The sequence below is a fragment of the Methylobacterium nigriterrae genome, from assembly GCF_037106235.1.
Lineage (GTDB): Bacteria > Pseudomonadota > Alphaproteobacteria > Rhizobiales > Beijerinckiaceae > Methylobacterium > Methylobacterium nigriterrae.
The window spans coordinates 1-25,780 of record NZ_JBAWTG010000042.1; the positions used below are offsets into that span (position 1 = coordinate 1).

The 25,780-nt window shown below is 65.8% G+C and carries 20 protein-coding genes and 1 pseudogene; 6 read left to right on the top strand and 15 right to left on the bottom strand.

Annotated features, from left to right (window positions below):
• Window positions 1-87, top strand: a pseudogene (locus WDW90_RS20255) (IS5-like element ISMex42 family transposase); the annotation flags it as partial.
• Window positions 88-458: 371 nt separating this feature from the next.
• Here the strand turns inward: WDW90_RS20255 and WDW90_RS20260 are convergent.
• From WDW90_RS20260 to WDW90_RS20270, 3 genes are all read right to left on the bottom strand, one after another.
• Window positions 459-1,553, bottom strand: a complete 1,095-nt coding sequence (locus WDW90_RS20260) for a two pore domain potassium channel family protein (protein ID WP_336489273.1) — start codon at window positions 1,551-1,553, stop codon at window positions 459-461.
• A 22-nt stretch (window positions 1,554-1,575) separates the two neighbouring features.
• Window positions 1,576-2,148, bottom strand: coding sequence for a Ros/MucR family transcriptional regulator (locus WDW90_RS20265; protein ID WP_336489274.1), 573 nt, complete (start codon window positions 2,146-2,148; stop codon window positions 1,576-1,578).
• A gap of 453 nt (window positions 2,149-2,601) precedes the next feature.
• The gene (locus WDW90_RS20270; RefSeq protein WP_336489275.1) at window positions 2,602-2,841 is read right to left on the bottom strand and encodes a DUF6894 family protein; all 240 of its coding nucleotides are present in this window, start codon (window positions 2,839-2,841) and stop codon (window positions 2,602-2,604) included.
• Between the two features lie 133 nt (window positions 2,842-2,974).
• Here WDW90_RS20270 and WDW90_RS20275 point away from each other — a divergent pair, with 133 nt between their 5' ends.
• On the top strand, window positions 2,975-3,931 hold the full coding sequence (locus WDW90_RS20275; RefSeq protein ID WP_336489276.1) for an AraC-like ligand-binding domain-containing protein: 957 nt from the start codon (window positions 2,975-2,977) through the stop codon (window positions 3,929-3,931).
• A gap of 595 nt (window positions 3,932-4,526) precedes the next feature.
• Here the strand turns inward: WDW90_RS20275 and WDW90_RS20280 are convergent.
• From WDW90_RS20280 to WDW90_RS20300, 5 genes are all read right to left on the bottom strand, one after another.
• Window positions 4,527-6,011, bottom strand: a complete 1,485-nt coding sequence (locus tag WDW90_RS20280; protein WP_336489277.1) for a TIGR03118 family protein — start codon at window positions 6,009-6,011, stop codon at window positions 4,527-4,529.
• A gap of 501 nt (window positions 6,012-6,512) precedes the next feature.
• A complete protein-coding gene (locus WDW90_RS20285; protein ID WP_336489278.1) occupies window positions 6,513-7,826 on the bottom strand; it encodes an MFS transporter in 1,314 nt (437 codons plus the stop codon).
• 228 nt (window positions 7,827-8,054) lie between these two features.
• Window positions 8,055-10,760, bottom strand: coding sequence for a CoA-binding protein (locus tag WDW90_RS20290; RefSeq protein WP_336489279.1), 2,706 nt, complete (start codon window positions 10,758-10,760; stop codon window positions 8,055-8,057).
• A 15-nt stretch (window positions 10,761-10,775) separates the two neighbouring features.
• Window positions 10,776-12,071: an ATP citrate lyase citrate-binding domain-containing protein gene (locus tag WDW90_RS20295; protein ID WP_336489280.1), complete on the bottom strand. Its 1,296-nt coding sequence runs from the start codon at window positions 12,069-12,071 to the stop codon at window positions 10,776-10,778.
• 101 nt (window positions 12,072-12,172) lie between these two features.
• Complete coding sequence (locus WDW90_RS20300) at window positions 12,173-13,243, bottom strand: ABC transporter substrate-binding protein (protein ID WP_336489281.1); 1,071 nt, start codon at window positions 13,241-13,243, stop codon at window positions 12,173-12,175.
• A gap of 139 nt (window positions 13,244-13,382) precedes the next feature.
• Here WDW90_RS20300 and WDW90_RS20305 point away from each other — a divergent pair, with 139 nt between their 5' ends.
• Together WDW90_RS20305 and WDW90_RS20310 are read left to right on the top strand one after the other, a co-directional pair.
• Entirely contained in the window at window positions 13,383-14,048 is a 666-nt protein-coding gene (locus tag WDW90_RS20305; RefSeq protein WP_336489282.1) for a response regulator, read from the top strand.
• A complete protein-coding gene (locus WDW90_RS20310) occupies window positions 14,045-15,487 on the top strand; it encodes a sensor histidine kinase (protein ID WP_336489283.1) in 1,443 nt (480 codons plus the stop codon). Before WDW90_RS20305 ends, WDW90_RS20310 begins: the two co-directional genes overlap by 4 nt.
• A 390-nt stretch (window positions 15,488-15,877) precedes the next feature.
• Here the strand turns inward: WDW90_RS20310 and WDW90_RS20315 are convergent, their stop codons facing one another.
• From WDW90_RS20315 to WDW90_RS20335, 5 genes are all read right to left on the bottom strand, one after another.
• Window positions 15,878-16,111, bottom strand: a complete 234-nt coding sequence (locus WDW90_RS20315; RefSeq protein WP_336489284.1) for a hypothetical protein — start codon at window positions 16,109-16,111, stop codon at window positions 15,878-15,880.
• A 210-nt stretch (window positions 16,112-16,321) separates the two neighbouring features.
• Window positions 16,322-17,296 carry a hydroxyacid dehydrogenase gene (locus tag WDW90_RS20320; protein ID WP_336489285.1) on the bottom strand — a complete coding sequence of 325 codons (975 nt, stop codon included), beginning with the start codon at window positions 17,294-17,296 and terminating at the stop codon, window positions 16,322-16,324.
• Between the two features lie 311 nt (window positions 17,297-17,607).
• Entirely contained in the window at window positions 17,608-17,859 is a 252-nt protein-coding gene (locus tag WDW90_RS20325) for a hypothetical protein (protein WP_336489286.1), read from the bottom strand.
• Between the two features lie 53 nt (window positions 17,860-17,912).
• Window positions 17,913-18,377 carry a hypothetical protein gene (locus WDW90_RS20330; RefSeq protein ID WP_336489287.1) on the bottom strand — a complete coding sequence of 155 codons (465 nt, stop codon included), beginning with the start codon at window positions 18,375-18,377 and terminating at the stop codon, window positions 17,913-17,915.
• 13 nt (window positions 18,378-18,390) lie between these two features.
• The gene (locus WDW90_RS20335; protein ID WP_336489288.1) at window positions 18,391-20,367 is read right to left on the bottom strand and encodes a thiamine pyrophosphate-binding protein; all 1,977 of its coding nucleotides are present in this window, start codon (window positions 20,365-20,367) and stop codon (window positions 18,391-18,393) included.
• Between the two features lie 92 nt (window positions 20,368-20,459).
• Between WDW90_RS20335 and WDW90_RS20340 the strand changes: the two genes are divergently transcribed.
• Both WDW90_RS20340 and WDW90_RS20345 read left to right on the top strand, forming a co-directional pair.
• Window positions 20,460-21,314 (top strand): LysR family transcriptional regulator, encoded by an 855-nt coding sequence (locus WDW90_RS20340; RefSeq protein ID WP_336489289.1) that lies wholly within the window; start codon window positions 20,460-20,462, stop codon window positions 21,312-21,314.
• Between the two features lie 331 nt (window positions 21,315-21,645).
• Window positions 21,646-21,930 carry a hypothetical protein gene (locus WDW90_RS20345; protein WP_336489290.1) on the top strand — a complete coding sequence of 95 codons (285 nt, stop codon included), beginning with the start codon at window positions 21,646-21,648 and terminating at the stop codon, window positions 21,928-21,930.
• Between the two features lie 169 nt (window positions 21,931-22,099).
• On the opposite strand, the gene glmS is transcribed toward WDW90_RS20345, so the two are convergent.
• A complete protein-coding gene (gene glmS, locus WDW90_RS20350) occupies window positions 22,100-23,926 on the bottom strand; it encodes a glutamine--fructose-6-phosphate transaminase (isomerizing) (RefSeq protein WP_336489291.1) in 1,827 nt (608 codons plus the stop codon).
• A gap of 284 nt (window positions 23,927-24,210) precedes the next feature.
• The gene (glmU, locus tag WDW90_RS20355; RefSeq protein ID WP_336489292.1) at window positions 24,211-25,596 is read right to left on the bottom strand and encodes a bifunctional UDP-N-acetylglucosamine diphosphorylase/glucosamine-1-phosphate N-acetyltransferase GlmU; all 1,386 of its coding nucleotides are present in this window, start codon (window positions 25,594-25,596) and stop codon (window positions 24,211-24,213) included.
• Window positions 25,597-25,780 lie beyond the last annotated feature (184 nt).

Sequence of the window (25,780 nt, forward strand, 5' to 3'; positions counted from 1 at the left end):
GCCATCGCAACCCGCTACGAGAAGACAGCTTCAAGCTTCATGGGCGTTCTCTCGCTCGCAGCCGCTCTGGACTGGCTCAAGAGCTAACAGGCCGTAGAGCCGCGGCATGCCATGTCTCAGAAGCCCGGATTCGACTGCTTCGTTGCGGAGGCCGGGTGTCACAGACCGCTGTACCGTCGCGGTATACCCGTCCGTGACAGCGCGAGCCCTGCGCTGGATGCGTGGCCATTTCAGTAGGGTCTGGGGACGCGCCGCAAACGCGCGCTCCAAATCGCAGGCACATCCGTCTGGAACGGGCATCCGGTGGGCCCGGAACGTTCCACACGGGCAAGGCCTATTGGAACACTGCCTTGTCAGGGATCGCTTCCATTGGGGCCCGACCTCAGACCTGCAGGCTTAGAGCTCCCTTGATGAACCACGAGAAGGCTGGAGTGCCGGCCTTGGAGTGACTCAGCGTGTCAGCGGCGCTTCTCTCCGCCTAGTTCGAATTCGTCGATGTGGTAGGCCATCGCGGGTGCCAGTCGGGCGATATGCGGCTGCCATTGTGCCCTCAGCGCGAGATAAGTCTCTGCCCCTGCCTCATCGGGCATCGTCTCGACGCCGGCTGCCGAGAGCCGCCTGACAGCCGCTGCGAAGCGGGTGCGCCATGCCTCGTTCTCGGCGCTGTTCACGTCGGCCGGGGCGGGCAGGTCTCCGGGTAGAAACGCCCTTTCGAGCGTGACGACGAGCAGCATGGCAACGCGCCAGATTGCATCGACGGCGGCGCCCTCCTTCAGCCATGCTGCCTGACGGTCTGCAATCCCGCTGCGGATCAGCGACACCGTGTCGAGGGCGATGAATGCCTGTGCCGAGACCGAATAGAAGGGCTGCCGGAAGCGGAAGTAGAACAGCACGGGATAGAAGTGGTGCGCCTCCTTCATCTCGGCCATGGCCCCCGCGACGTCGGCCAAGTGGGTGTAGCCCGAATTGAACTGCCCCTGCGGCCCGAGCCGCGCCAGGAGTTCGGCCGCATCCGCGGTTTCACCCGCCAACAGATGCAGCTTCAGCCCGAGCGCGTTGCGTTGCCGAAGCGCGCTGTAGACCTGCATGACGTAGGTCAGGACCAGCGACGTCACCGACATCCCGATGAGCGAGTTCACGAGATAGAGGACGCGGTAGGCGTCCGTGACCGGCTTGAAGTCGCTGGCCCCCACGATTGCCATGCTGCTGCCGCCCGCATAGAGGGCCGTCAGGAAGTCGGCCGGCGTCTCGCCGCTGCTCGCCCGAACAGCCGTCCCGAGCGCGGGGTGGATGATCAGGCCGGCGCCGAGGGTCAGTCCCAGTGCCCAGAGCAGGACGTAGATGATGAGGATGACCGGGCCGCAGGAGGGCACAGCGACCCGCGTCTGGCCGAACGTATCGGCGGCACGGCGGAAAATTGCCCAGGTGAGATGGGCGACCCGGTCCGCGATCAGCCCTGTCCCGATGCGCGCGTAGAGGACCGTCAGGAAGATATCCGCGAGGACGAGACCCATGACGAGCGCGCCCGACGCCCGTTCGAGGACAGGCAGCATCAGGCTAGCCCTCCTTTCAGCCTCAGGCGTTCGTCAGCGTCCAGGGGCGCATCGCCTCCGGGCCGAAGATGTCGGGTGGCGGCTTGAAGTCGCGTGCCACACCGCGCATCGCCTTGGCAGGATGGCGAAAGCCGCTGCGGCGGCGGTAATCCTGTCGGACCTTCTGGGACGGGGCGAGGGGCGCGCCCGACAGGTTCTGGGCGCAGATCACGTCTAGGGCTGTAACGCCGGCCAAAGCCAGAAGGGCGATCAGCACGTTGTCCTTGCGCGGATTATGGCCCTCAAGCCCGGAGGGGTCGAGCCCGTGGCCGGCCAAGTGGCGCTTGAGGGTCTTGTAGGGCTTGCCGTCGATGAAGGAGATCAGCGCGTCCGGCGTGATCGACTTGCGAACCTGCGACGGCGTCGCCTTATCGTCGATTTCGGCGGGCGCGTTCGCTGCGGCTCCGTTCATGATTCCGACCAGCGCGGCATGAACACAGCCGATAAGGCTCGGAAGCTCAGACAGGGGAACCGGATTGTTCGAGACATAGGCTGAGACGATATTGCCGGCCAGTTCTATCGAGCTGGAGTGGCGCTCCCGATCCGCTTCTGACATACGTTCGCCCTCGTTTGGCAATCAGAAATAAGCATCTCCGACCGCGCTAAGATCCACGAACTTTGAAGATTTACAGTGTGAAGGGAGAGGTGCTTAGTTCTGCCGCAGCCGATGCTGCTTGCTTCCTGACTTGCACTGACTCTTGTGCACCCAGCCGCAAGTTTTTCGGATTGTTTCTTTCGAGAGGCCGATTGCACAGTATCGACCCGCTTCGTAGCCGCATTTTGCTTCGTTTTCCAAGCAAAGAGTGTAGGTAATCATCCTGTCATCACCAACGTGAATTGCTTCGATGATTCTGCAGATATATTCGCCATTTTCTGCGTTATAGGCAGACGCCAAACAGCTAAAGCAGTCGAGTAATACAAAACATAAAACTGCCAGAGTCAAAATAAAAATTCTGGTTTTTGTCTTCATATTGCGCTTCTGCGACGAAGAGGTCCTTGATATAACGACTTATCGTTTAAAGACTTCATCAACTACTGCCAGAAGCGTCGCCGTTAAGACGGCTTCCCCACTTTCGTCCCGCACATCCACTCGGATTTGGATCGCCTTCGTTTGCGATGGCTCACGCGCGACCATTTCGCCGAGCGCACGCTGTACCTCGGCGCGAGCACGGCTGAGGTCGGCCAGAACCAGCCCCTCGTTGTCTCGGAGTGCATGACCGTCATGCGTGTCGAAGAAGTATCGTGGCATGCGATGTTCCCGCCTTGATCTGGCGGAGCCAGGAGGCTTCGTCCTATTGGAAGCCGGTATGAACCATGACGGTGAGGCTTCGGATCGGCCGAGTCAGCGCTCATCGTCGGCCGTTCGAACCAGCGGGGCCCTGATGAAGACCGTTTTCTCGACAGAGCACGTCCACCAGCGCGATCGGTTCGATTACTGGCTCAGCGTTGCCCGGAAGGATGTCGTCGAGCACGCCTCCACACCGAGGTGCCGGAACACCTTTCGAGCTCAGCTTCAATCAGGTTCGGTCGGTGCCATCGACCTCGTCTTGTTCCAGAACTCGGAGATGTCGGTCACCCACACACGACGTCACATCGCGCACGCGAATACCGACGAGCTGTTCATCTGCCGGCAGTTCGGTGGGCGTGTCGGTCTTGAGCAAGACGGCCGCCAAGTCGTGCTGGAGCCGGGGGATATCACGCTGATCGACCCGCGCTTGCAATATCAGGGGCGGTTTTCGGAAGACTCCGAGGTGCTCGTGCTGAAGGTTCCACGGCACCTCATGGAAGCGCGCCTCGGGCAGACGCGGGAGATGGCGGCGCGATCGGTCAAGCCATGCACGGCCGAGAACGGTTTACTATCCGCGAGCCTTGCGATGCTGCCGTCCCACACGGACGGTCTAGGCACGACTGCTGAAGCGCTCCTTGAGCCGCACCTGCTCGATCTGATCACCCTCTCTCTTGGTAGGGCGATGGGAGAGGAAAGGTCGCGCAAGTCGTCTGCCCGCTCACTTGTCCGCGTCAGGCTGCGGGCCGCGGTCGAAGCGCGCTTGGCCGATCGCGCTCTCGACGCCGGCACGGTCGCGCGCGCGGCCGGGGTCAGCGTGCGGTACGCCAACGAGGTGCTGGCTGACGAGAGCACGTCGATCGTGCGACTCATCCAAGCCAGGCGCCTCGCTCGTTGCCGGCAGGCGCTGGAAGACCCATCGCAAATGGGCCGGACGGTGAGCGAGATCGCCTATGGCTGGGGGTTTTCGGACATGACCCATTTTGCCCGCCGGTTCAGGTCCGCCTATGGCGTATTGCCCAGTGAACATCGTCGTCGCGTAAGGGCAGCGTAGCCGAAGCAAAGCCGCGACCTTTGCAACGAACACCGCTCGTCAGCGGGAATATCCGCTGGCTGCCGGCAGAGATCCGACGCATCGCTTGGGAAGCCGGCCCTGTCTGGAAAACGACGGCCTTGAGACCGTGGGTGGGGCGGGCTCGTTCAAAGATGCCCATCAATGGACGGCGGCGCTCCAGAACGCCCAATCCGCGAGGGTCCGCTTCAAAGCACACACCGGCCGTTGAAATTGGGCTGACCGAATGTCCGCTCGTGGCGCGTAGCCGTCCAAATCGGCGCGCGCACTCCTGACCCGACGCAGCCCTTCACGGCGCGTGTGAGGAATGTCCGGTCGCGAGCGTATTCCGGACAATTGATTTCCTATCAGGGTTTCCCGACACGGATGACCGAAGGTCTGGGGCGCCGGGTAGGACGCAATCCGAGTGGGAGGTTTCCCGTCGCTTTCGTTACACAGCGCGTTGTGCCGTTTGGAACGTTCCACTAGGGAAAGCCCTGCTGGAACGCGGTGAATGCGCCCCGATCGCTGGTGCGCCGGCGCGCACATGGCGACAGGCCCGGGATCGAGGGCCTGCCGCCGAACCGCATCTTGTCGATCAGGCGTGCAGCAGGCCGTCTGTGGAAACGTGGATCGTGAAGGCTTTTCCTTCGTCGACCCAGCCAGCACCTTCCTTGCCGCTGTTGATGGCGCTGATCTCCGTGGGATCAGCCGAGTACATGTGCACATGCGTGTTCGTGTTGAAGAACCGCTCCATCGTCTCGCCACTGGATCCCAGCCCGCTCGGATCGGTGTAGGCCTCAAAGGCCACCCCCTCGGAATGGTAATTCGGCAGCGTCTTCAGGATCTGATCGCGCTCCACGGTGCTCGTCGTGTAGAAATGTGAGCCGGTGGCTGTGTCGAAGAACCGGAACACGTCCTGGGTGTCCGCCCCTTTGTCGGGTGTGGCGCCAACCACGCCCTCAAAGCGATAGCTCGGCTGCGTCTTGAGGATCTGATTGAGCTCGTCCACGCTCGTGGTGAAGAAGTGGTCGCCCGTCTGCGCGTTGAAGAAGCGATACAACGGGTTTACGTGTCCTGTAGCTGTTAGGTCTCCAAATAGTCCGTGCGCTTCGTCCTGCACGCCTGCCGTGAAGTAGACACTATGCGGGTCGCTTTTGGCGCCTGTATTGCCGGGCTCAAGGGCCCACAGGTCACCGATGACGATGGGGTTTCCTTCGTTATCGAGAAGCTTGCCTAAGAAGTTGTCGTTGTTGGGATCGAAGACATTGATCGTGCCGTCGCCAAAGTTCCCGACGAGAAGGTCGTTGGAGAACTGCCCGAAACCGGACGGCGCGATGGCCAGCCCCCAGGGTGAGTTCAGCGGGCCGCCCGAGGCAACCCGGTGCAGCAGGTGCCCGGAGAAGTCGAACTCATCGACGAAGCCGTTGCCGGGTCCGGCCACGTCGTCCTTCTTGTCCGCATCCTGCAGAGCGAAGGTGACGAACAGGTGGCCGTCGAGGACCTGCGTGTTGAAGGGCGCATAGCCGGCCGGCAGGGTCGCGTCCGTGAAGCTGCCAACCTGATGGAACTGGCTGTCGAAGACGTCGACGGTCCCCGCATGAAAGTTGGCCGCGAAGAGGAAGCTGTCGTTTCCCGTATGCCCAAGCGCCAAGCCCTTGTAGACGGCGCCAGCGGCAGAATTGTCGACGGCCAGCACCGAACTGGCGCTGTCCACCGTCGGGCTCCAGCCGGATAGTGTGCCGTCCTCGGTCGCGAAGATGAAGGAGGAGGGTGCGGTGTGCCCGTTGCTGGAGACATTGAAGCCGGTTCGGGTGTCATTGAAAACCTGACCCGTTGGGCTCGCCGGGTCGGTTTGTCCGGGAGGCGCCGCGATCATGATGGCCGAATGCCCGGCTACCGGGATCGGGTTTCCGGCACCGTCATAGATGGTTGTTAGGCCGGTGCCGTTATCGGATACCCAGAACGGGCCTGTTGGGCTGTCTGCGACCCCCCATGGATTGATCAGGTTGGGATCGACCACGCGCGCAGGGATCAGGCCATCGGAGACCAGATTGGTTTGAGTGTAAGTGGAGGCGCTCATGGCGTCCCTCCATCCCGTTGGAGTTCGCCCCACAATCGCTGCCACGGGGATGCCGGCACGGAACGAAGCTCGCCCGGGCTTCGCGGCCGGCGATGTCTCGGATCAGCTTAGTGAAGTTGTCATGGGTAGCCGGCGGGCCAAATCGCTTTTGTTGCGACTGGGACAGGATGGTATGTGGCGTACTGGACAGGGGGCGCAGAGGGGGCCTGTCGCAAAGTTTTTCCGGCCCGTGGGCGAGCCACGCGAGAACGCGGCATTGCACAACTTCGGGTTGAAGACTTGCGGCGTCATGGCGTCAAATCCTCAACCTCGGATTGCATCGAGGTGCGTTCGGCAAAGTGCAACTTCCTCACGGACCTTGCGCCGAAGAACTTTGCGACAGGCCCGCCTTCTCCAGGAGGGCAGCCGTCGGGCACCCTGCGGCACCCGGAGCACGGGACCGGTCGAGCAGCGGCCGGCGCGCTCACTGAGCTGCGCCGGCCGCTAGCGGTCCCCGGGAGTTCAGGCCGCCGCAGCGTCCCGGGTGAGTTCCGCCTTTACGGGGCTCCGCTCCCGATAGATGAGGAGCGTGGCGACGAGACCGCAGCCGCCCGCAAAGGCGAGCCAGAACGCGGGGGCCGCCCGGTTGCCCGTCTCCTCGATCAGCCAGGTCGAGATCAGCGGCGTGAAGCCGCCGAACAAGGCGGTGGCGAGCGAGTAGGCAAGCGAGAAGCCGGCGGTGCGCACGTGGGCCGGCACGATCTCGGTCAGCGCCACCACCATGGCGCCGTTGTAGCTCCCGTACAGGAACGACAGCCACAGCAGCACGATCAGCATGTTGGCGAAGGAGGTGTTGGCCACGAGCCATGCCAGCGCCGGGTAGGCCGTCAGCAGGGTCAGGGCCGAGAACAGCATCAGGATGGGCTTGCGGCCGATCCGGTCCGAGAGCGCGCCCATGACCGGCAGCCAGAACAGGTTCGACAGCGCGACGCAGAAGGTCACGATCAGGCTGTCGGCCTCGGACAGCTTGAGCACGTTCTTGCCGAAGGTCGGGGTGTAGACCGTGATGGTGTAGAACGACACCGTGGTCGTCACGACGAGCAGCATGCCAAGGAGCACGATGCGCCAGTTGCGGCCGAGCGACGTGAAGACCTCGGAGAGCGCGGGCCGCTGCTTGCGGTGCAGGAACTCCTCGGTCTCCTCCAGCGAGCGCCGGATGTAGAACAGGAACGGCACGATCAGGCAGCCGATCACGAACGGCACCCGCCAGCCCCACGACGCCACGGCATCCGGGGTCAGGGCCGCGTTGAGGGCGTAACCCATGAAGGCCGAAGCCATGATGGCGACCTGCTGGCTGCCCGATTGCCAGGAGACGTAGAAGCCCTTGCGGCCGGGCGTCGCCATCTCGGCGAGATAGACCGAGACGCCGCCGAGCTCCACGCCGGCGGAGAAGCCCTGCAGCAGGCGCCCGGTCAGCACCAAGAACGGCGCCGCGAGGCCGATGGTCTGGTAGGACGGCACGAAGGCGATGAGCACCGTGCCGGCCGCCATAATGCCCAGGGTGACGATGAGGCCCCGGCGGCGGCCGATCCGGTCGACGTAGGCGCCGAGGAACACGGCGCCGAGCGGGCGCATCAGGAAGCCGGCCCCGAAGGTCATGAAGGTGAGCATCAGGGAGGCATAGTCGTTGCCGGTCGGGAAGAACGCCTTGGAGATGTAGGTGGCGTAGAACCCGAACAGGAAGAAGTCGAACATCTCCAGGAAGTTGCCGCTGGTGACGCGCAGCACAGTGGCGATCTTTGATCGCGGTTGGTCCTTATGGGCGAAATGCGCCATGGTATCCTCCCAGGGGTTTGTGACGTCGTTGCCAGGGCGTTCCGGCCGCCGAGCGGGCGGACTGGCGGGATCGGGATCCGCCGTGCGGCGGTCCGCGCTGGAGGTCGCGTCGTAGCGGCCCCGTTCCCGTGCGCGGTAGCGAGGAGCCGGTCCGGGCTGTGGACCGATCACCAACGTGTCGGGGCTGAGGCTCGCGCGACGGCCGTCGCGCGAGCCGTCGGCGCACGCTCAGGCCACGAAACGGCACTGCGAGGCTGGCGTTCGCGTGTCCATGTTGCGGCCGCGGTTCATGTGGTCGTCCACCTCCGCCGCGCAGCCGAGCATGCGGGCGAACAGGAAGATCGTGAAAGCCGCCGTTTCGAGTGCGGCGCTGGACAAGGAGCCGTCGCGGTAGGGCTGCCACAGCATCTTCAGGAGAAGGGCCGCGATCACCGCGTCGATGTTCACGCAATAGACGTTGCGCGACACGCCCGCGTCGAACAGGGCCTGCACCAGGGCACGATAGTAGGCGTGGAAGGCGTTGTAATCACCCCGCGCCGCGAGCAGGTCGTGGATCCAGACCTCGCGTGGGTCGTGGTTCACGGCCTTGTCCTTGAAGACCGGGTGGTTGACGCCCGGGATCTTCTGGATGTCGAGGCTGCCCGCGCTCTTCCGGTCGGTCTTGTACCGGGCATACTCCGCGGCCGTCCGGTCGGCGAGCGCCTTGAGGTCGGCGCCGTGGTCCGGGTCAGCTGGGTCGGCTAGGCCCGCATCGCGGAACTGCTCAATCAGGAAGGCGATGCCCTCATAGCCATTGCCCCCGTGCGTGTAGCCCGCGTGGGTCAGGAACCCGATCATCGCCTTGTTGAGCTGCACGCGCTCCGGGCTCTCGGGCCCGTCGGCCGAGACTGCACCCTTGGCGCCCTGTGCCGAGATCGTGCCGGGGCCGTTCGACAGGAGGAGCCCGATCAGGGTCTCGAACACGAAGACGTCGCCGGGCGCGCCCTCGCGCCCGAGGAGCGCGAGGCAGCCGATCTCGCCGAGCGTGCGGCGGGCGAGGAGATCCGCGTTCGGCACGCCGCAGAGGCTGTCCGCCTCGTGTGCCTCCGCCGGGATCGCGGCGCCGAGGAGCACGCCGAAGAGCTGCAGCCACCAGGGCAGGCTCTCGGCCGTGAGGCGCGAGATGCGCTTACGCATCAGCGGTCCCCAGGCGAGCGTCGTGGCGACCGAGGCCAGCACCGCGTCCCGCGTCGGGTGGCCGCCGAGGCTGCGCAGGTAGCGCAGGAAGACCGAGCGGGTGCCGCGGGCCTGGAGCGCGTCGAGGAGCGCCTCCGCCCGCGGATCGGGCTTAGGCGCGACGAGGAGCGCACAGAGCTCCGGATCCGCCGCGACGCGGCCGAGGTCGAAGCTCTCGTCGAGGGCGCTCGCCAGCCCGACCTCCACGAAGCGGTCGGTGAGCAGCCGGCAGATCCGCCGGGCCGTCTCGGCGCGGCGCGGGCCGACGAGGCTCGCGGCGGCGGCGAGCACCACGTTCGGCGCGTTGCCGGCCTCGCGGGCGGCCTGCGCGGCCGCGAGTTCCGACTGCCCGTGTAGGTTCACGAAGGACGCCACCGTGGCCTTGATGAGGGCGCAGTCATTGTCGCCGGCGGGCTCGCGCAGGAGGGCGAGGACGAGGTTCGCCTCCATCGGCAGGCGTGCCGCCTCCAGCATCGAGAGGCCGTTGAGGCTCGTCACCTGCGTCTTCGGGTCCATCTGCGAGGCGCCGGAGGCGTCCTTCATCGTCTGCCGGGGCAGCACGATGCCGATCTGGCGGTTGAGCCGGGCGATCTGCTCGCCGTAGGGCGCCGCCGCCTCGACCACCGGCAACTCGAGTTCGGCCGGCAGGGCCAGGCCCGCATTCGAGCCGAACCAGGGCTTGAGGGCGAGGCTGCTCTCGGGTGCGAAGTCGGGCCGCGCCCCGTTCTCGCGCATCACCGCGGTCAGCGCCGCCGGGATGTGGGCGATGTTGGTCACCACCGCCCCCTTGGCGGAGACGACCGGGTTGTCGGGCGTGAACACGCCGTCCACCCCAAACTTCTCCATGAACCAGCGCTCCTTTGCGGCGGCATCGTCGTCGCCTCCCGCCATGGCGCCCGCGTGGCCCACTGCGCGGGTGAGCTTGCTCTTCCAGCGGCCGACCACGCAGGCAACGACGGGCTTGGTGAAGTGCGCGTCGAGTTCGTAGTAGCCGCCCGGCTCCACGTACAGCACCGCCGCCTTGCTGCGCGCGTCGTTGGCGAGCGCGAAGGCGAATTCCGGCGCGCCGTACTGGATGTAGACATCCTTGCCGCTGGAGATCAGCGTCGTGGTGCCCCAGCCGCTCATGCGCAGGTAGGTGGCGATGGTGGTCGTGAAGTTGCCGGAGTTGGAGAAGATCGCTACCGAGCCGGGCTTCAGGGCCTCGCCTGGGCTGTCGCCCCCGAGAGCACCGCCGATGCGGACCTGATAATAGGCGTCGGCCACGCCGAGGCTGTTGCCGCCGAAGATGTCGACGCCGTTTTGCTGGCCAAGCGCGCGGATCTCGCGGCTGTCGTGGACCGAGAGCTTCTCGGTGACGATGAAGATCTTGCGCAGGTCCGGATTGACCCGAATGAGTTCGGCGACGCCGTCGCGGGCGGCCGAGGGCGGCAGGTAGACGACGCCGCAATTGAAGCGGTGCCCGGCCTCCAGACCCTCGCGGACGTTGTTGTAGACCGGGATCTCGCCGAGTGGCGTCTCCAGCACCTGGCCGCGTCGGCCGGGCGAGGTGCCGAACACCACGTTGCCGCCCGAATAGGCGTGGCCGACCGGCGTCACGTCGCTCGATTCGCCGCCCAGGATGTTGAGCACGCAGACCCGGTCCTGGCGCGTGGCGACCTGGTCGAGTGAGCTGATGCCGACGTGGTACTTGAAGCTGCCGATGCCGTGCTTGTGCATGTCGTCCTCCCTTGCTTATTCGGCCGCGTGGCGCAGCGGCTCGCCGAGCCCGATGGCGCGCGCCACCGCCTCGCGGCCGCCCTGGCGCATCCACTGGTCGGCCTTGCGGGCGTAGGCGACGACCTCACTCATGTCGGAATCGAATCCGAACAGCCGGTATGGCAGGCCGAGCGCCTCGGCCGTGTCGCGCAGCGCTCCCATCCCGCGCACGAGGTTCGGGCCGCCGCGGCCCGCGACGATGTAGAGGGGGGTCGGCCCGTGCCGGCCCACGTGCTCGCGCAACGCGTCCGCCATCGCCCGGAAAGTCTCGAAGATGTCCGTGTTGTTCGACTTGCCGCCGATGATGAACAGCACGTTGGCTTGGGCCAGCCAGTGCCGGAAGCAGATGCGCGCCACCTCCTTCATCTTCTCGTAGGGCGGGTTGCCGCCGAAGTCCGAGGAGATGATCGCGTCGTCGCCGAGCATCTCGGTGACGAGGGAGTTGGCGCCGCCCCCGAAGGTCGGCGCCAGGATCGTGCCGCCCGGGTTGATGATGCAGACGTCGCTCTGGCCTTGGTAGGTCCGCAGCTGGTTGATCTCGGCCTCGAAGTCCGAGTAGTCGACCGAGAACAGGTGACCGGGCAGGCCGAGGCGCTGCCAGCGCGGGTCGTCGCGGTCGAAGCCGCACTTGAAGTCGCAGGCGACCGGGGTGAGGCGGCCGCTGCGGTCGGGGCGCATGCGGATCGGATTGAGCTCGACCGTGGTCATGCCGAAGCCGTGATAGAGCTCCCAGAGCTTGGGCAGCTGCTGCACCAGCGGCGAGATCAGGGCCTTCGGCGCGTTCAGTTCCGAGAGGGCGTTGGCCACCACGAAGGCCTTGAGGCCGGTGAGCGGATCGAAGGGGACCTGCGCCACCTCGGTCTTGTCGAGTTCCTCGATGTCGACGCCGCCGCGGTGGGTCAGCGTCATGGTCGGGGCGCGGAAGCGGGTGCTGTCGGTGATCGAGAAGTAGACCTCGTGCTCGGCCGGCACCGCGCCCTCGAAGGTGACGCCGTTGGCCTTCGCCACCGCGCTGCCGTGGCGGTGCTCGACGAAGTAGAGGCGCTCCTTCTCGCGCAGCGCCGTCCTCAGGTCGCTCGCGCGACCAACGAGGCCCGCCTTGCCCTTCTTGCCGACGCCGCCCTTGAAAACCGGCTTGATGAAGATCGAGCCGTGGCGGTCGATCAGGCCCTTGATCTCTTCCTCGCTCGCGTCCGGGCCCAGCACCTCGGACGTGGGAAAGCCGGCGAACTGAAGCAGCTTCGCGCCATGCAACATGCCCGTGACTTGCATTTGTTCCCTCCTGACTGTGTTGGAGGGATCTTAGGGATGTAACCTGTCACCAACCTGTCACGGCAAAAATTCTTGGCGAATGCAGAGTGAAGCTTGGCGTATTATCGTCCCTCAATGACGCGCCGCCATTGCTTCAGCGTCCGGCTGCGCTTGATTTGGTCCAGGGAGGTGAGGAGTTCCGGCCCGACCGCGATGGGACGCGGGGCGGAAGCCGCCGCGACGGGATGGTCGGGCTGGCGTGCGTCCGGGCGGGCGGGCGTCACCGACCTCGCTGCGAGCCTCGCCTGCCCCTCCCGGGAGAGCATGTAGTCGAGGAAGAGCCGAGCGGCCGCCTTGTGCCGCGCGGCCTTGGGGATGAAGGCGATGCGCGAGGTGATCAGCGTGTAATCGGAGGGCAGCACGACGCCGAGCCTCGAATCCCGCTTCGCCCGCTCCAGGGCGTAGGCGCCGAAGACGTCGTAGGCAAGCAGCGCCTCGCCGGCGGCGACGCGGTCGAGCATCGGCGTGGTGGCCGTGTAGAGCTTCGCCCCCACTTGGCCCAGGGCGCGCACGAGGTCCCAGGTCCGCGGTGTCACCGCGAGGTTCTGCGTGAGAAACAGGAAGCCGACGCCGCTGCGTTCCGGGTCGTAGGTGGCGACCTTGCCCTGCCACGCCTCCGGGTTCTGCATCAGGCTGCGGACGAGGTCCGCGTGGCTGCGCGGCACGCGCTCGTCGGGGAGCAGGGTGCGGTTGTAGGCAATCGCGACCGGCTCGGCGGTGACGCCGTAGGCCTCGTAGCGCCACACCGCCCAGGCCGGCAATCCCTCCGCCTCTTGCGAGACGTGGCGCTCGGCGTAACCGTCGTTCACGAGCTTGACCTGGAGATCCATGGCCGAGCTCCAAAGAATGTCCGCCGTGCCCCCGCCCGCCCCGGCCTCGGCGAGGAACTCCTCATAGAGCTTGGACGAGTTCGACTTGGTGTAATGGACAGAGACACCCGGATAGCGCTGCCGGAATCCCTCCAGAAGCCCGGAGGCCTCCGACTCGTCGGTCGTCGCGCGGATCACGACCGCGCCCTCCCGCACGGCGTCTGCGACGTCCTGGCGCTGTACATCGACGGGAGGGTCGATCTGGGCCCGAGCGGAGGCGAAGAGGACGGCAACTAAGATCAGTCCGGCCGTGAGGATCCGCACGTTCTCTCCCCCTCACGCACCTTTTCAGTTGCCTACGACGCCCCCGGTGACGAGGATCGAAAACTACAGGTTCGCGCCACGATTCCAAGCCGCTGCAGCGTGGGCGCGCGGGCGGCCTGCACCGAGGGAGGGCGGGCGGATGCGGGTGCTCGTCGTGGAGGACGACGCGGCCCTGGCCCGGGGGCTTGTGGCGTCGCTCCGGCTCGCCGGGCTTGCGGCAGACCACTCGGCGGACGGGGAAGAGGCGGCGCGGCTCGCCCTCTCGGAGCCCTACAGTCTGATCGTCCTCGACATCGGCCTGCCGGGCCTGTCCGGCTTCGAGGTGCTGCGGCGCATTCGGGCAGCGGCGAGCGCCGTGCCGGTGCTGATCCTGACCGCGCGCGACGCGGTGGCGGACCGCGTCCGTGGGCTGGATCTCGGCGCGGACGATTACCTGCTCAAGCCCTTCGCGCCCGCTGAGTTCGAGGCGCGGGTGCGCGCCCTGATCCGGCGCGGCCAGGGCTTACCCAACCCCGTCCTTTGCTGTGGAGCGCTCGCCCTCGACCGTGCGACCGGTTCGGTTACGCTTGACGGTGAGCCCCTGGCGCTTCGGCGCCGGGAGCTCGCGGTGCTCACTGTGCTGATGGCGAAGGCCGGGCAAGTCGTGTCGAAGGAGCGGCTGAGCGGCGAAGTGTTCGGCTTCGACGACGAGGTGGCGCCGAACGCTCTCGAACTCTATGTCGCGCGCCTGCGCAAGAAACTGCAGCCGAAGGGACCGGAGATTCGCACGATCCGCGGTCTCGGCTACCACCTCGACGCCGGATGAGCCGGCGCCCGCCCTCCCTGCGGCGCGGGCTGATGATGCGGATGCTGTTGCCCGCCACGGCCCTCGCCGTCGTGCTCGGTCTCGGCGGCGCTCTTGTTATCCGCGACGTGGTCGAAACGACGCACGACCGTCTCCTCGATGGCTCCGTCCTGGCGATCGCTGAGCGCCTCTCCTTGGACGAGGACAACGAAGTGACGGTGGACCTGCCGCGGGTGGCGCTCGGCATGTTGGAGAGCCAGGCGCAGGACCGGATCTACTACAGCGTCAGCTACCAGGGTCAGCTCGTCACCGGCTACCGTGACCTGCCCCGCCCCTCTCCGGGAGAAATGGAGCCCGGCCCGACCCGGCACTGGGACGCGGTGATGCGCGGCGCGTCCGTACGGGTCGCCGCCCAGGCGAGGCATCTCTACGGCAAGCCTGATCCGATCTTGGTGCAGGTGGCGGAGACGCGGGACGCGCGTCGCACCCTTGAGGCGCAGCTCCTCGGCGGCCTGTTCCTGCTCGAAGCCGTCCTTCTGGCTCTCGTCGGGGTGCTGACATGGTATGGGATCAGCCGCGGCCTCGCGCCCCTGGATCGGCTCAGCGCCGAGATCGACCGGCGGGCAGCGCCCGGCGCGATCAGCCTGCAGCCCCTCGACATCTCGCACGTGCCGGTGGAGGCAGCAGCCCCGGTTCTGGCCTTCAACACCCTCCTGGCGCGGCTGGAGCAGGTTATGGAGGCGGTGCGGCGCTTCACGGCCGATGCTTCCCACCAGATGCGCACGCCGCTAGCGGTGCTGCGCACACATGTTGATCTCGCGCGCCGTCACGGGATCAGCGCAAATCCCGAGGGCCGCGCGGCCCTCGACGACATTGAGGGCGCGGCGCTTCGCCTGGAGCATCTGCTCTCCCAACTCCTTGCACTCGCCCGCGCCGACGAGGACCCCGGCGCACTCGTGATGACGGATCTGGATCTGGCCGAGGTCGCCGCGACGGTTCTCGCCGACCAAGTCCCGCGGGCGCTAGCCGCGCGCATCGAGGTTGAGTACGAACGGCCGACCGGACCCGTCATGGTTCCGGGTCATCCGACCCTCGTGGGCGAGATCCTCGGCAATGTCGTCGATAACGCGATCCGCTACGCCGGAGCTGGCTCCCGGGTGGTCGTGCGGGTGGCGAACGAACCAAGCGGAGCCTGCGCCGAGGTCGAGGACGACGGGCCCGGGATTGCGCCGCAGCATCGGGAGAAGGTCTTCTCGCGCTTTTACCGGGTCGCTCTGAGCGGCGCCCCAGAGGGCAGCGGCCTCGGCCTCGCCGTAGTTCGGGCCCTCGCCGATCGGATCGGGGCTGCTGTGACCCTCCATGATGGATGCCGAGGCGGGCCTGGGCTGCTGGTCAGGATCGTCTTCCCGCCATCCCCATCTAAATCCTCCGAGCCGCGCGCGAAGCGACCGGACCCGTAACTCAGCCTTGTGCCGGTGCGGTTCACATTCCGTGCGCCGCGCTGACGCGAACGGGGAAGTCGGAGGCCCAATCATTGGGCCTTCGGAGAATCCGCCTTCGCCTGACGAGCTGCCAATCCGGCGGCCCTGATCGAAGGTCGGCTGATGGCGCAAGTGGGACCTGTGATCCGGCCTGTGCCGATGTCCGCTTCGGAGATGCCGGCGAAGGCCGTCGCATGGGGGAGATGGGCGCGAAGGCGAAGGTCGGCTTTCCACCTAGCGAACAGATACAGCTATCGAAGTGCGGCGAGACGACCGTCGATAAATCGGACCAAGCGCTGTAAAACTGCTCGAAAACACTTGTGCGTAACGAGAAAGATGCTCTGCATCCTCTAATGCTGCATCAGATTCTCAGTCCTTTTTAGGGTCGTTGGAGTCTCGGCCAAGCTCCCGCTTCTCTCGTGAGATTTCTTCCCGCCGCATCTGGTGGTGCTTCTCCTCGCGGTCGAGGTCGCGCTCGCGTTGATCGAGTGAGCGAAGATCCTCCGTAGGACCCTGAGGGGCTACCTCAGTCTGCTGGGCAGAAACGGGCGCAGCCGCGAGGACGCTGGTGGCAAGCAGTGAAGAAAGGAAGATTATTTTCACGGGGGCTCTCCTCGGATTGATGGAGACTAATCGCAGGGCGACGGTCACGTTCCATGGCTGCGGGGCGAGTTAGCCTTCGAGTGCTCAAGGCCCCAATCCGCTGATTGGATGCGATGCCCCACCCCCGCCCTCACTCGAAGAGCCTTCGGGTCGAAGTAGACCGTAGAAGCGATGACTCGGCGGCGTGCTCCCACGCGATGGGGCTCGGTCCTAGGCATTGAGGACAGCGGGGTTGACGAGATTCAGCGGTCGCTCGCCTCGCAAGATGCGGAGCATTTCCTCTGCCGCGCCGAGGCCCATCCTACGCAAGCTCTCTGCGGAAGTGCCAGCGACGTGAGGCGTCAGCAGCAGATTCGGGCAGCCACGCAACGGATGATCTGTAGGCAGGGGCTGCATGGCAAAGACGTCGAGCGCCGCCCCCGAAAGGGTGCCGGCGCGGAGTGCCGTCACTAAAGCTCCTTCATCGACGATGGGGCCGCGCGCCACGTTGATGAGGACGGCGCTGCGGCGCATCCGTCGAATCAAGTCTGCCCCAACGAGCCCTCGGGTTTCGGAGGTCAGAGGGCAGGCAATCACCACAGCATCGCTTTCCGCGAACAGCGTCTCTCGATCGACCGCTTCAACGAGCCCTTCGAGCGTGCCGCCACTGCGGGAATGTCCGAGCACGCGCATGCCGAAGCCGTAGCGCGCAGTTCGCGCCACGTTGCGACCGATCTCGCCGAGTCCGAGGATGCCGATCGTGCTCGAGCCAATCTCGGGTAGGTCGCCCGCCAGTGACTTAGCGACGATCCAGCCACTCTCCCGCAAGGTCTGATCGAGGAAGGCGAGGCGTCGACGTAGGTGGAAGAGGGCAGCGAAGACATGCTCGGTGACTGCACCGGTGTTGCTGCCGGGCAGGTTGGCGAGCGGGATTCCACGGGCGGTGCAGGCGTCGATCGGGACGAAATCGAGCCCGACGCCGTGACGCACGATGCCGCGCAGCTTGGGCGCATGGTCGAGGATGTCGTCGGGAAGCTGCGCGCGGACGATCATGCCGGCCGCCTCGCTTGCCAGGGCGCGCAGCGTCTGCGCGTTCGTATCAGCTGCGGTCACCAAACGGGCGTGCGGCCGCATCAGTGCTTCCGCATCCGGATGGATCGGGTTGGTCATGAGGACCAGAGGCGAATTGCTCTCGGACGTGTTCAATCGTCCTCCTTCCGGTGGCGGCCGCTTGATACTTTGTCGATCGTAAGACAGCTTCGGCTATGGCAGTCTTACAGTTCGCGGGCACACCAGGAATTTGGCTGCTCGCCCAATCGCGTCCGAACAGCATTGCATGAACATCCGGACGTAACGAAAGGTCCTGCTATGACTTGCAGTATCATGCGAGCAGTCGCTGCTTGACGACCGTTGCCGAGCAGCTACCACAGACGGGAAATGTTCTTAGCTGGAACTCTGTTGCGGCGGGCGCACGCGCAGGCGCCCATCGCAGAGGTTCAAGCACGCATCAACACGAGCTACCGTGGGCCGAGCGTGGTGGTTAGGTACTTGATGACTTTCTGACCCTCATCTGAGTCCGGATCACCGACAAAGAGCTTGTATTGCTTCCGAGCTAGCTTCTCGTCGAACTGCGCCGAGAGCACCACATTGGCAGCGTGACACTCGGTGCAAACTTTCTTCGCGAGCGCGGCGTTCTCACCAGGCGGAAAAGGCGAGAAGTCGTCTGCCAATGCGCAGGTGGCGGTAAGCGCCATCACAGAGAACAGCATCCACCGGCAGCCGGTCCTTACAACACACATCATGGCCTTCCTTTCGCCGGAGATCATTCCATCGACGTTCCGAACTCTTCCCAAACGTAGTGCACCCACTCGGATTGAAGTCGAAGCCAGATTTCATGGGCAGCGAAGACGAGCTTGCGTGTCGCGTAAACATAATCGCCATCGATCGTCGTCACGACGAGGGACAAGCGTTGGTTCCGGACTGTCGTGGTGACGCTCGCGCGGCTAGGATCTACACCCCGATGCTCGGGAAGTGCGGGATCGTTGAGGCCCTTCACGAAGTCGCGAAGGTCCTGGCAGATGTCCGAGCGAGCGGGCATCGCGTGCAGGAAGTCACGCAACGTGATTGCAGGCTCGGCCAGAACGCACCGCAAGGGTCGGCGGCCGTGCCACATGAAGTTGAACTCGACGACGTCACCCGTGGCCTTGCCATCGTCGATGCCCCGGAACACGCCACGATCGGCATAGCCGGCCAGGACGCTTCGCAGCTCTGTTGCGGGTAATGCCATCAAAGAACTACCCTCAGTGATAATAGGAGAGGCATCCGGGCTCGACCTTGCCCAGGAACCCCGGCGATGTCTTTGAGCGGAGCCAGAACTCCTTCCGGCCCTGACAGTTCAGGACGACCGGAAGGTTTTCGGCCACGGCCGTCTTCCAAGCCCACTCCAAGCCTGGCCGGAATTCCTCCGGACGCGTCACGTACACGCCTCTGCCGCCCAGTGCCTCCGCCACCTTGTCGTAGCGGATATTCTCTTGGAACAGATGGATCGGGGCACGATGGACTTCGTCGGCCTGCGGGTACCACGTGCCCCAAGCGTTGTTGTTGTAGATCACGATCACGGCGGGCATGCGGTATTTCGCGAGAGTCTCGATTTCCATGCCCGAGTACCCAAATCCTGCGTCGCCGGTCACGCAGACGACCGGGTGCCCTTTATAGAGTGCCTGTACTCCCGCTCCCTGACGAACTGCCGCGGCCACCCCGACGGTGTATCCGATGTCTAATCCGACTGGACCGTATTGGTAGTTGCCGTTCATGATCTGCCCTGGGCGGAAAGCGCGCAGCCAGCGCCGCGTATAGCGGGCAATTCCAAAGCCGCCCTGCGCGATCGTGATCTGATCCTTTGGGATGTCTCCTGCTTGGAGGAACTCGGCCAACTGCTTGGCTATGACGGCCGGGTGAACAGCGTCGGTGAACGCCGCGCCCAGTTTGTAGATCGCCTCGTTCTCGTCCTCGAATTTCGCCCGCGCCGCACCGATTTCCGCCAACCACTCCGGATGGCTCCCGGACGGCATCGCCTCCGCCAGCGCTGCCATGGTTGCGCGTTCGTCGGCAACGATGCCGAGATCGATCGGCAGATTGCGGCCAATGTCCTCGCCGCTCGGCTGGACCCGGATGTAGCGCGCGTCCGGACCGAAGGCGTACTCGCCGATCGTCGGCATGCAGTACTGACCGACGAACATGACGACGTCAGCGCTGCTCAAAGCGGAGGGTGAGCGGTCAGCGGAGAGCGGATGGTCATCCGGAAACTGACCACGCATGGCTCCGGACTCGACAACCGGTATGTTGGCCTTCTCGGCCAGCTGCCGCAGGGGCTCCCACGCACGCGCGTAGAACGTGCCGATGCTGGAGACGATGATCGGGCGCTTGGCCGCGCTCAGCATGTCCACGGCAGCTTTGATGTCTGCCGGGTTCGGATAGGGCTTGGACTCTGAGCGGTACTTGCTCTTGTCGAAGAAGAACGTGAGATCCGCCGCGCTCTTGAAACGGGCGTCCGTAACTTCGTTCGTGAAATCGAGGTGGACAGGGCGCGGGATGCCCGTTTTCAGCTGACGGAATGCATAGCCTGCATATTCGTGAACCCGCTGCGGCGTGATTAACCGCTTGCCATACTTGCGCAGGCCGACGGTTGTCGGCTGCTGCTCGCCAACCTGAATGCCAGCTTCCGTATCGTCGTCCTTCACGCTGGTATTGCTGGCCAGCACCAGAAGCGGCGTGCGAGCAGCGTTGGCGTTCGCAATGCCCATGATCATGGTCGTAAAGCCGGGGCCTTCCGTTCCGGATGTCGCCGCAATCTCGCCACTGATCCGGATGAAGGCATCGGCGGCGGCACACATGGCCAGCTCGTTACGACCCGAATATACGGGTATGCCCTGCTCCGCGATGGCGTGCATGACTTTGTAGTTGCCGGGGCAGCAGAGGAGAGCGGCAACGTTTTCGGTCTTGCAGGCAGCTGCAAAGACGTCGGCGCCGGTCATAGGAAAATTAATCTTGGGCAGCGCTGTCTCCGCAGCCTCCTTGAACTCCTTCGGGACGGTGATGGGACGCTCCGTGGAGACTGCTGGCTGAGCGGCTGCCTTCTGGACCGACAGCAGTCCGCCCATAGCGCTGGCGCCCATCAAGAACCGTCGCCGCGACGTTACGTTCGCGGTCTCCCGGTCAGAGGCGTTCGCGTCCTGCTCGCTCGTCGTTCCGACGTGGCTTGTCGCCTTCGAATCCATGCTGGCCTCCCTTGCCAACGCGTCTGGTATGGTGCTCCAGCCCATGATAAAAGGTGGGTTCATCTCCCTTCAGAAGTGACAAATTCTAGCTTGTGGACACACGTTACCTTGAGAGCTTCCTGGAAGTTGTTGGGCGGGGCTCGCTCGTGGAGGCCGCACGTCATCTCAACCTCACGCCAGCGGCCGTCGCCCAGCGGATCGAAGCTCTCGAGAAGGATGTAGGCGTTGCATTGGTCGCGCGCTCGGGGCGCGTGGTCCGACCGACCGCCGCAGGAGGCGCGATCGTAGAGAAGGCGCGTTCTTTTCTACGCGAGGTTCGCGACTTGCGTTCGATTGCAGCAGGAACGACTGTCATCGGCAACTTCCGCCTCGGCGCGATATCAACAGCCTTGACTGGCTACATGCCCGAGTTGCTTGCCGCCTTCATGCAAAAACATCCCGCGGTGGATGTTTTTATCGAGCCGGGGACATCCGACAATCTCTACAAGAAAGTTATAGACGAAGAACTTGACGCTGCGATCATTGTCGAGCCGACGTTCGAGTTGCCAAAGACGCTGAACTTTGCGCCGATCGGCAGAGAGCCTTTGATCGTTCTATGCTCTGCGTCCATTGCGAGCAGGGACTCGGACGAACTTCTCTCAACGCAACCGTTCATCCGTTATGATAGACGGCACTGGGGAGGCAGGCTTGCTGATGATTACCTTCGTAAGCTCAAAATCGAACCACAAGAGCATCTGGAGTTAGATTCTCTGGAGGCGATTGCAGTTCTGGTTGATCGAGAGCTCGGCATCTCATTAATTCCAGACTGGGCGCCTCCTTGGCCGTCCGACCTCAACATTGCAAAGGTCCCTCTAAAGAGGGGATCCCCCGCTCGAACGATTGGAGCTATTTGGTCAGCGCATTCATTGAGGATATCGATTATTAATTCCTTTTTCAGAAGAGAATAGTCTCGAACATTGATCGGCCGGCGGTCGCATGGTTGGTAACAAGACCGTGCATGTAGGCGATTACCTGCCACGGGCTTGGCACTGCAAATTCAATCGCTGCTTCCAGTCGGCCGAGGGTCACGGTCAGAGTCTCGATATCGAGACTCCGCGTGCTGAGGCGCGGCTTTCGGCATGCGCGGCGGATTTGACTGCAGAGACGGCGACCAGGGCTATAGTCAAGCAAAGCGCCATCGCCAGCAGCGCTGCGAGCCTCCTGTCTGTGTGAGGATGAATGTCCCGCATGGATGCCTCCGAGTTGAGGAATCCATGCCCCATCGGTCGGCGTGCGACCATGACGGCGGTCACGCTTGCTGACCGCTTGCTGGCAGGAGAGAGCCTCGCCATGACCTCGGGAGCAGCGCCGAAGAAGGCTGCCAGGAAAGGTGCGTCCGCTTTGCCCGAGCGCGGCGAGACGGTCTCGTCAGCCGGGCTCTGGAACATTCATGACCGGCTCAGCGACAGAGGCTTTCCGGACACGAGACCGTCGATCGCACCGCTGGCAGCCAAACGGCGGGCGACATCGATCGTGGGTGTGAGCGCGCTCCTGCCACACATGCTGGCGATGGCGCGCCGCTGAGCGACCTCGCCGCCTTACCCGCACTGGGCCACAAACGCTCCCTCCCTGGAGGACTTGCTGTTCCTCCAAGTGCCGGCGTCGGAAATGTTTATGGGCCGTTGGAATTTATCATTGGCTGTCGGATCTAACTAGTGTCACCGCTCAGCCGGCGCGTCTCCCGGAAGTCGCCCTACTCGACGGTCACCGATTTCGCGAGGTTGCGCGGCTGGTCGACGTCTTTGCCCATGAAGACGGCGGTGTGGTAGGCGATGAGCTGGATCGGCACCGCGTAGACGATCGGCGCGATGGTCGGGTCGAGGTCCGGCATCGTCAGCGTCGCCAGGGTGTCGAGCCCGTGCTCGGCCGCCCCGCGGGCGTCCCCCACCAGGATGATCCGGCCGCCGCGGGCGGCCACCTCCTGCATGTTCGAGACCGTCTTCTCGAAGATCGCGTCGTGGGGCGCGATCACGATCACCGGCACGCTCTCGTCGATCAAGGCGATCGGCCCGTGCTTCAGCTCGCCCGCCGCGTAGCCTTCCGCGTGGATGTAGCTGATCTCCTTGAGCTTCAGCGCGCCTTCCAGCGCCATCGGATAGGCGGTGCCGCGCCCGAGATAGAGGACGTCCCGCGCCTTGGCGATCTCGCGGGCGAGCCTCTCGATCTCGCCCTCCTGGCCGACGGCCTCGGCCATCAGGCCCGGCACCGTGATCAGCGCGTCGACGAGCCGGCGCTCCTGCGCGACGCCGAGCGCGCCGCGCGCGCGGCCGGCCGCGATGGCGAGGCACAGCAGCACCGTGAGCTGGCAGGAGAACGCCTTGGTGGAGGCGACCCCGATCTCGGGGCCGGCGAGCGTCGGCAGGACGGCGGACGCCTCACGGGCGATCGTCGAGGTCGGCACGTTGACGACGCCCAGCGTGTGCTGCCCCTGCGCCTTGGCATAGCGCAGCGAGGCCAGCGTGTCGGCGGTCTCGCCGGATTGGGAGATCACGAGGGTCAGCCCGCCCGCCTCCAGCGGCGCCTCGCGGTAGCGCGCCTCCGAGGCGACGTCGATCTCGACGGGGAGCCGGGCGATGCGCTCGAACCAGTACTTCGCCACCAGCCCCGCGTAGTAGGCGGTGCCGCAGGCCGTGATCGAGATGCGCTGCAGGTCCGCGAAGTCGAAGGGCAGGGCTTCGGGCAGGACGACGCGGCTCTCGGCGAGGTCGACGTAGTGGGCGAGCGTCCGGCCCACCACCTCCGGCTGCTCGTGGATCTCCTTCGCCATGAAATGGCGGTGGTTGCCCTTGTCGATCCGGTAGGCCTGGGCGGCGATCTTCTGGCGGGGGCGGGCCACGACCGCGCCCGAGGCGTCGCGGATCTCCGCGCCCTCGCGGGTGAGGATCGCCCAATCCCCCTCCTCCAGGTAGGTGATCTCGTCCGTGAAGGGGGCGAGCGCCAGCGCGTCCGAGCCGAGATAGGTCTCGCCCGCGCCGAAGCCGATGGCGAGCGGCGCGCCGTGGCGGGCGCCGATCAGCAGGTCGCCCTCGCCCGCGAACAGGAAGCCGAGCGCGAAGGCGCCGCGCAGGCGCGGCAGGGTCGCGGCCACCGCCGCGACGGGGCTCAAGCCCTGCCCCATCGCGTGGCTCACCGCCTGGGCCACGACCTCGGTGTCGGTCTCGGTCTCGAAGCGGATGCCGTGGGCCTGGAGCTCGCTCTTCAGCTCGCGGAAATTCTCGATGATGCCGTTATGGACCACCGCCAGGCGCTCGGTGGCGTGCGGATGGGCGTTGGTCTCGTTCGGCCGCCCATGCGTGGCCCAGCGGGTGTGCCCGATGCCGATCGCGCCGGACAGCGGCGATTGCAGGAGCTTGAGCTGGAGGTTGGCGAGCTTGCCCTCGGCCCGGCGCCGCTCCAGGCGGCCCTCCTCCAGCGTGGCGATGCCGGCGGAATCGTAGCCGCGATACTCGAGCCGCCGCAGCGCCTCGATCACCTGCCCCGCCACCGCGTCGCGCCCGACGATGCCGACAATGCCGCACATGGCCTTCTCTCTCTTCCGCTCCTGAAGCCGGTGCCCGGCCGCAGCCGCCCCCCGCGCGCGGGGGCCAAGGTTCCTCAATACCGGATCGGGACCGCCGAAGGCGAGTCCCGCCGCGGCGCAGGATGCCACGAAATCTTACCAAAGATCTTGAGCGGATCTTTTCAACCAGTTGGAAATAAACAAGCTTTACCAGATATCGACGAAGGACGGACTCGTCCCGCCCGGCCCGGGTCTTTCGGATCAGGCCGACGTCTCCGTCGTGCCGGCGGCATAGTCCGAAGGGTCTAGGCCTTGCGCGCCCGCGCCGCCTTCTCGGCCCGCATGGCGGCGCGCTTCGGCTCGGCCCAGCCCTCCTTGACGGCCTGGCGGCCGCGGGCGACCGCGAGCGCGCCGTCCGGCACGTCGTCGGTGATGACCGAGCCCGTGCCCACATAGGCGCCCGCCCCGACCCGGACCGGGGCGACGAGGGCCGAGTTCGAGCCGATGAAGGCGCCCGCCCCGATCAGGGTGCGGTGCTTGTTCACGCCGTCGTAGTTGCAGGTGATGGTGCCGGCCCCGACATTGGCGCCCTCGCCGATCTCGGCATCGCCCAGATAGGTCAGGTGGTTGGCCTTGGCGCCGGCCCGCAGCGTCGCGTTCTTGACCTCGACGAAGTTGCCGATGCGGGCGCCCTCCTCCAGCACCGCCCCGGGGCGCAGGCGCGCGTAGGGGCCGATGCTGGCGCCGGCCTCGAGCCGCGCCCCCTCGAGATGCGAGAAGGCGTGCACGACGCAAGCCTCCCCCACCGTGACGCCGGGCCCGAACACCACGTGAGGCTCCACCACGGCGTCCCGCCCCAGCACCGTGTCGGCGCTGAGGAAGACCGTCTCGGGCGCGATGAGCGTCGCGCCGCCGAGTTGCGCCGCCCGGCGCAGGCGCGCCTGGATCGCGGCCTCCGCCACGCCGAGCTGCACCCGGTCGTTGACCCCCTGCGCCTCGGCCTCCTCGACCGGCACGACGGCGACGCCGAGCCCGTCGCCGACCGCGAGCGCCACCGCGTCCGGCAGGTAGTACTCGCCGGCCGCGTTGTCGTTGCCGATGCGCTCGAGGAGCGCGAGGGCGTGGATCCCCGAGAGCGCCATCAGCCCGGCATTGCACAGGCGCACCCGGCGCTCGGCCTCCGAGGCGTCCTTCTGCTCGCGGATCGCCAGGACCCGCTCGCCCTCCGTCAGCACCCGGCCGTAGCCCGCCGGATCGGCCGCCTCGAAGGCCAGCACGGCGACGGCCGCCCCCTCGGCCAGCGGCGCGCGCAGGCGCCGCAGGGTCTCGCCCGTGATGAGCGGCGTGTCGCCGAAGGCCACCACCACGTCGTCGGCGCCCTCCGCGAGCGCGGGCCGGGCGGCCAGGACCGCGTGGGCCGTGCCGAGGCGCTCGGCCTGCGGGTAGAGGCGGGCGCCGGGCGCGCGGCTCTCGACCTCGCGGGCGACGTCATCGCGGCCGGGCTCGGCCACCACGGCGATGCGGTCGGCCCCTGCCTCCTGCACCGCCGCCAGGACATGGCCGAGCATGCTGCGCCCGGCGATCCGGTGGAGCACCTTGGGCAGGCCGGAGCGCATCCGCGTGCCCATCCCGGCCGCGAGCACGATCGCCGTGAGGCTGCGCCGGCCGGAGGCCGTCTCGGATGTCGTCATCGCCGTCTCTACCCATCGCCCGGAAACACGCGCGGCCTGTCCGAGCGACCCAGGCCGCCCCGGCCGGACGCCTACGGCTTAGCCGATCGCGCAGCCCGCGCAAATCGGAAGGCTTAAACGGCCGCGGCGCGATCGGGCAGCACGATTCCGGGTTATCGGCGCTGCGATCTACGGTTAGGCCGGC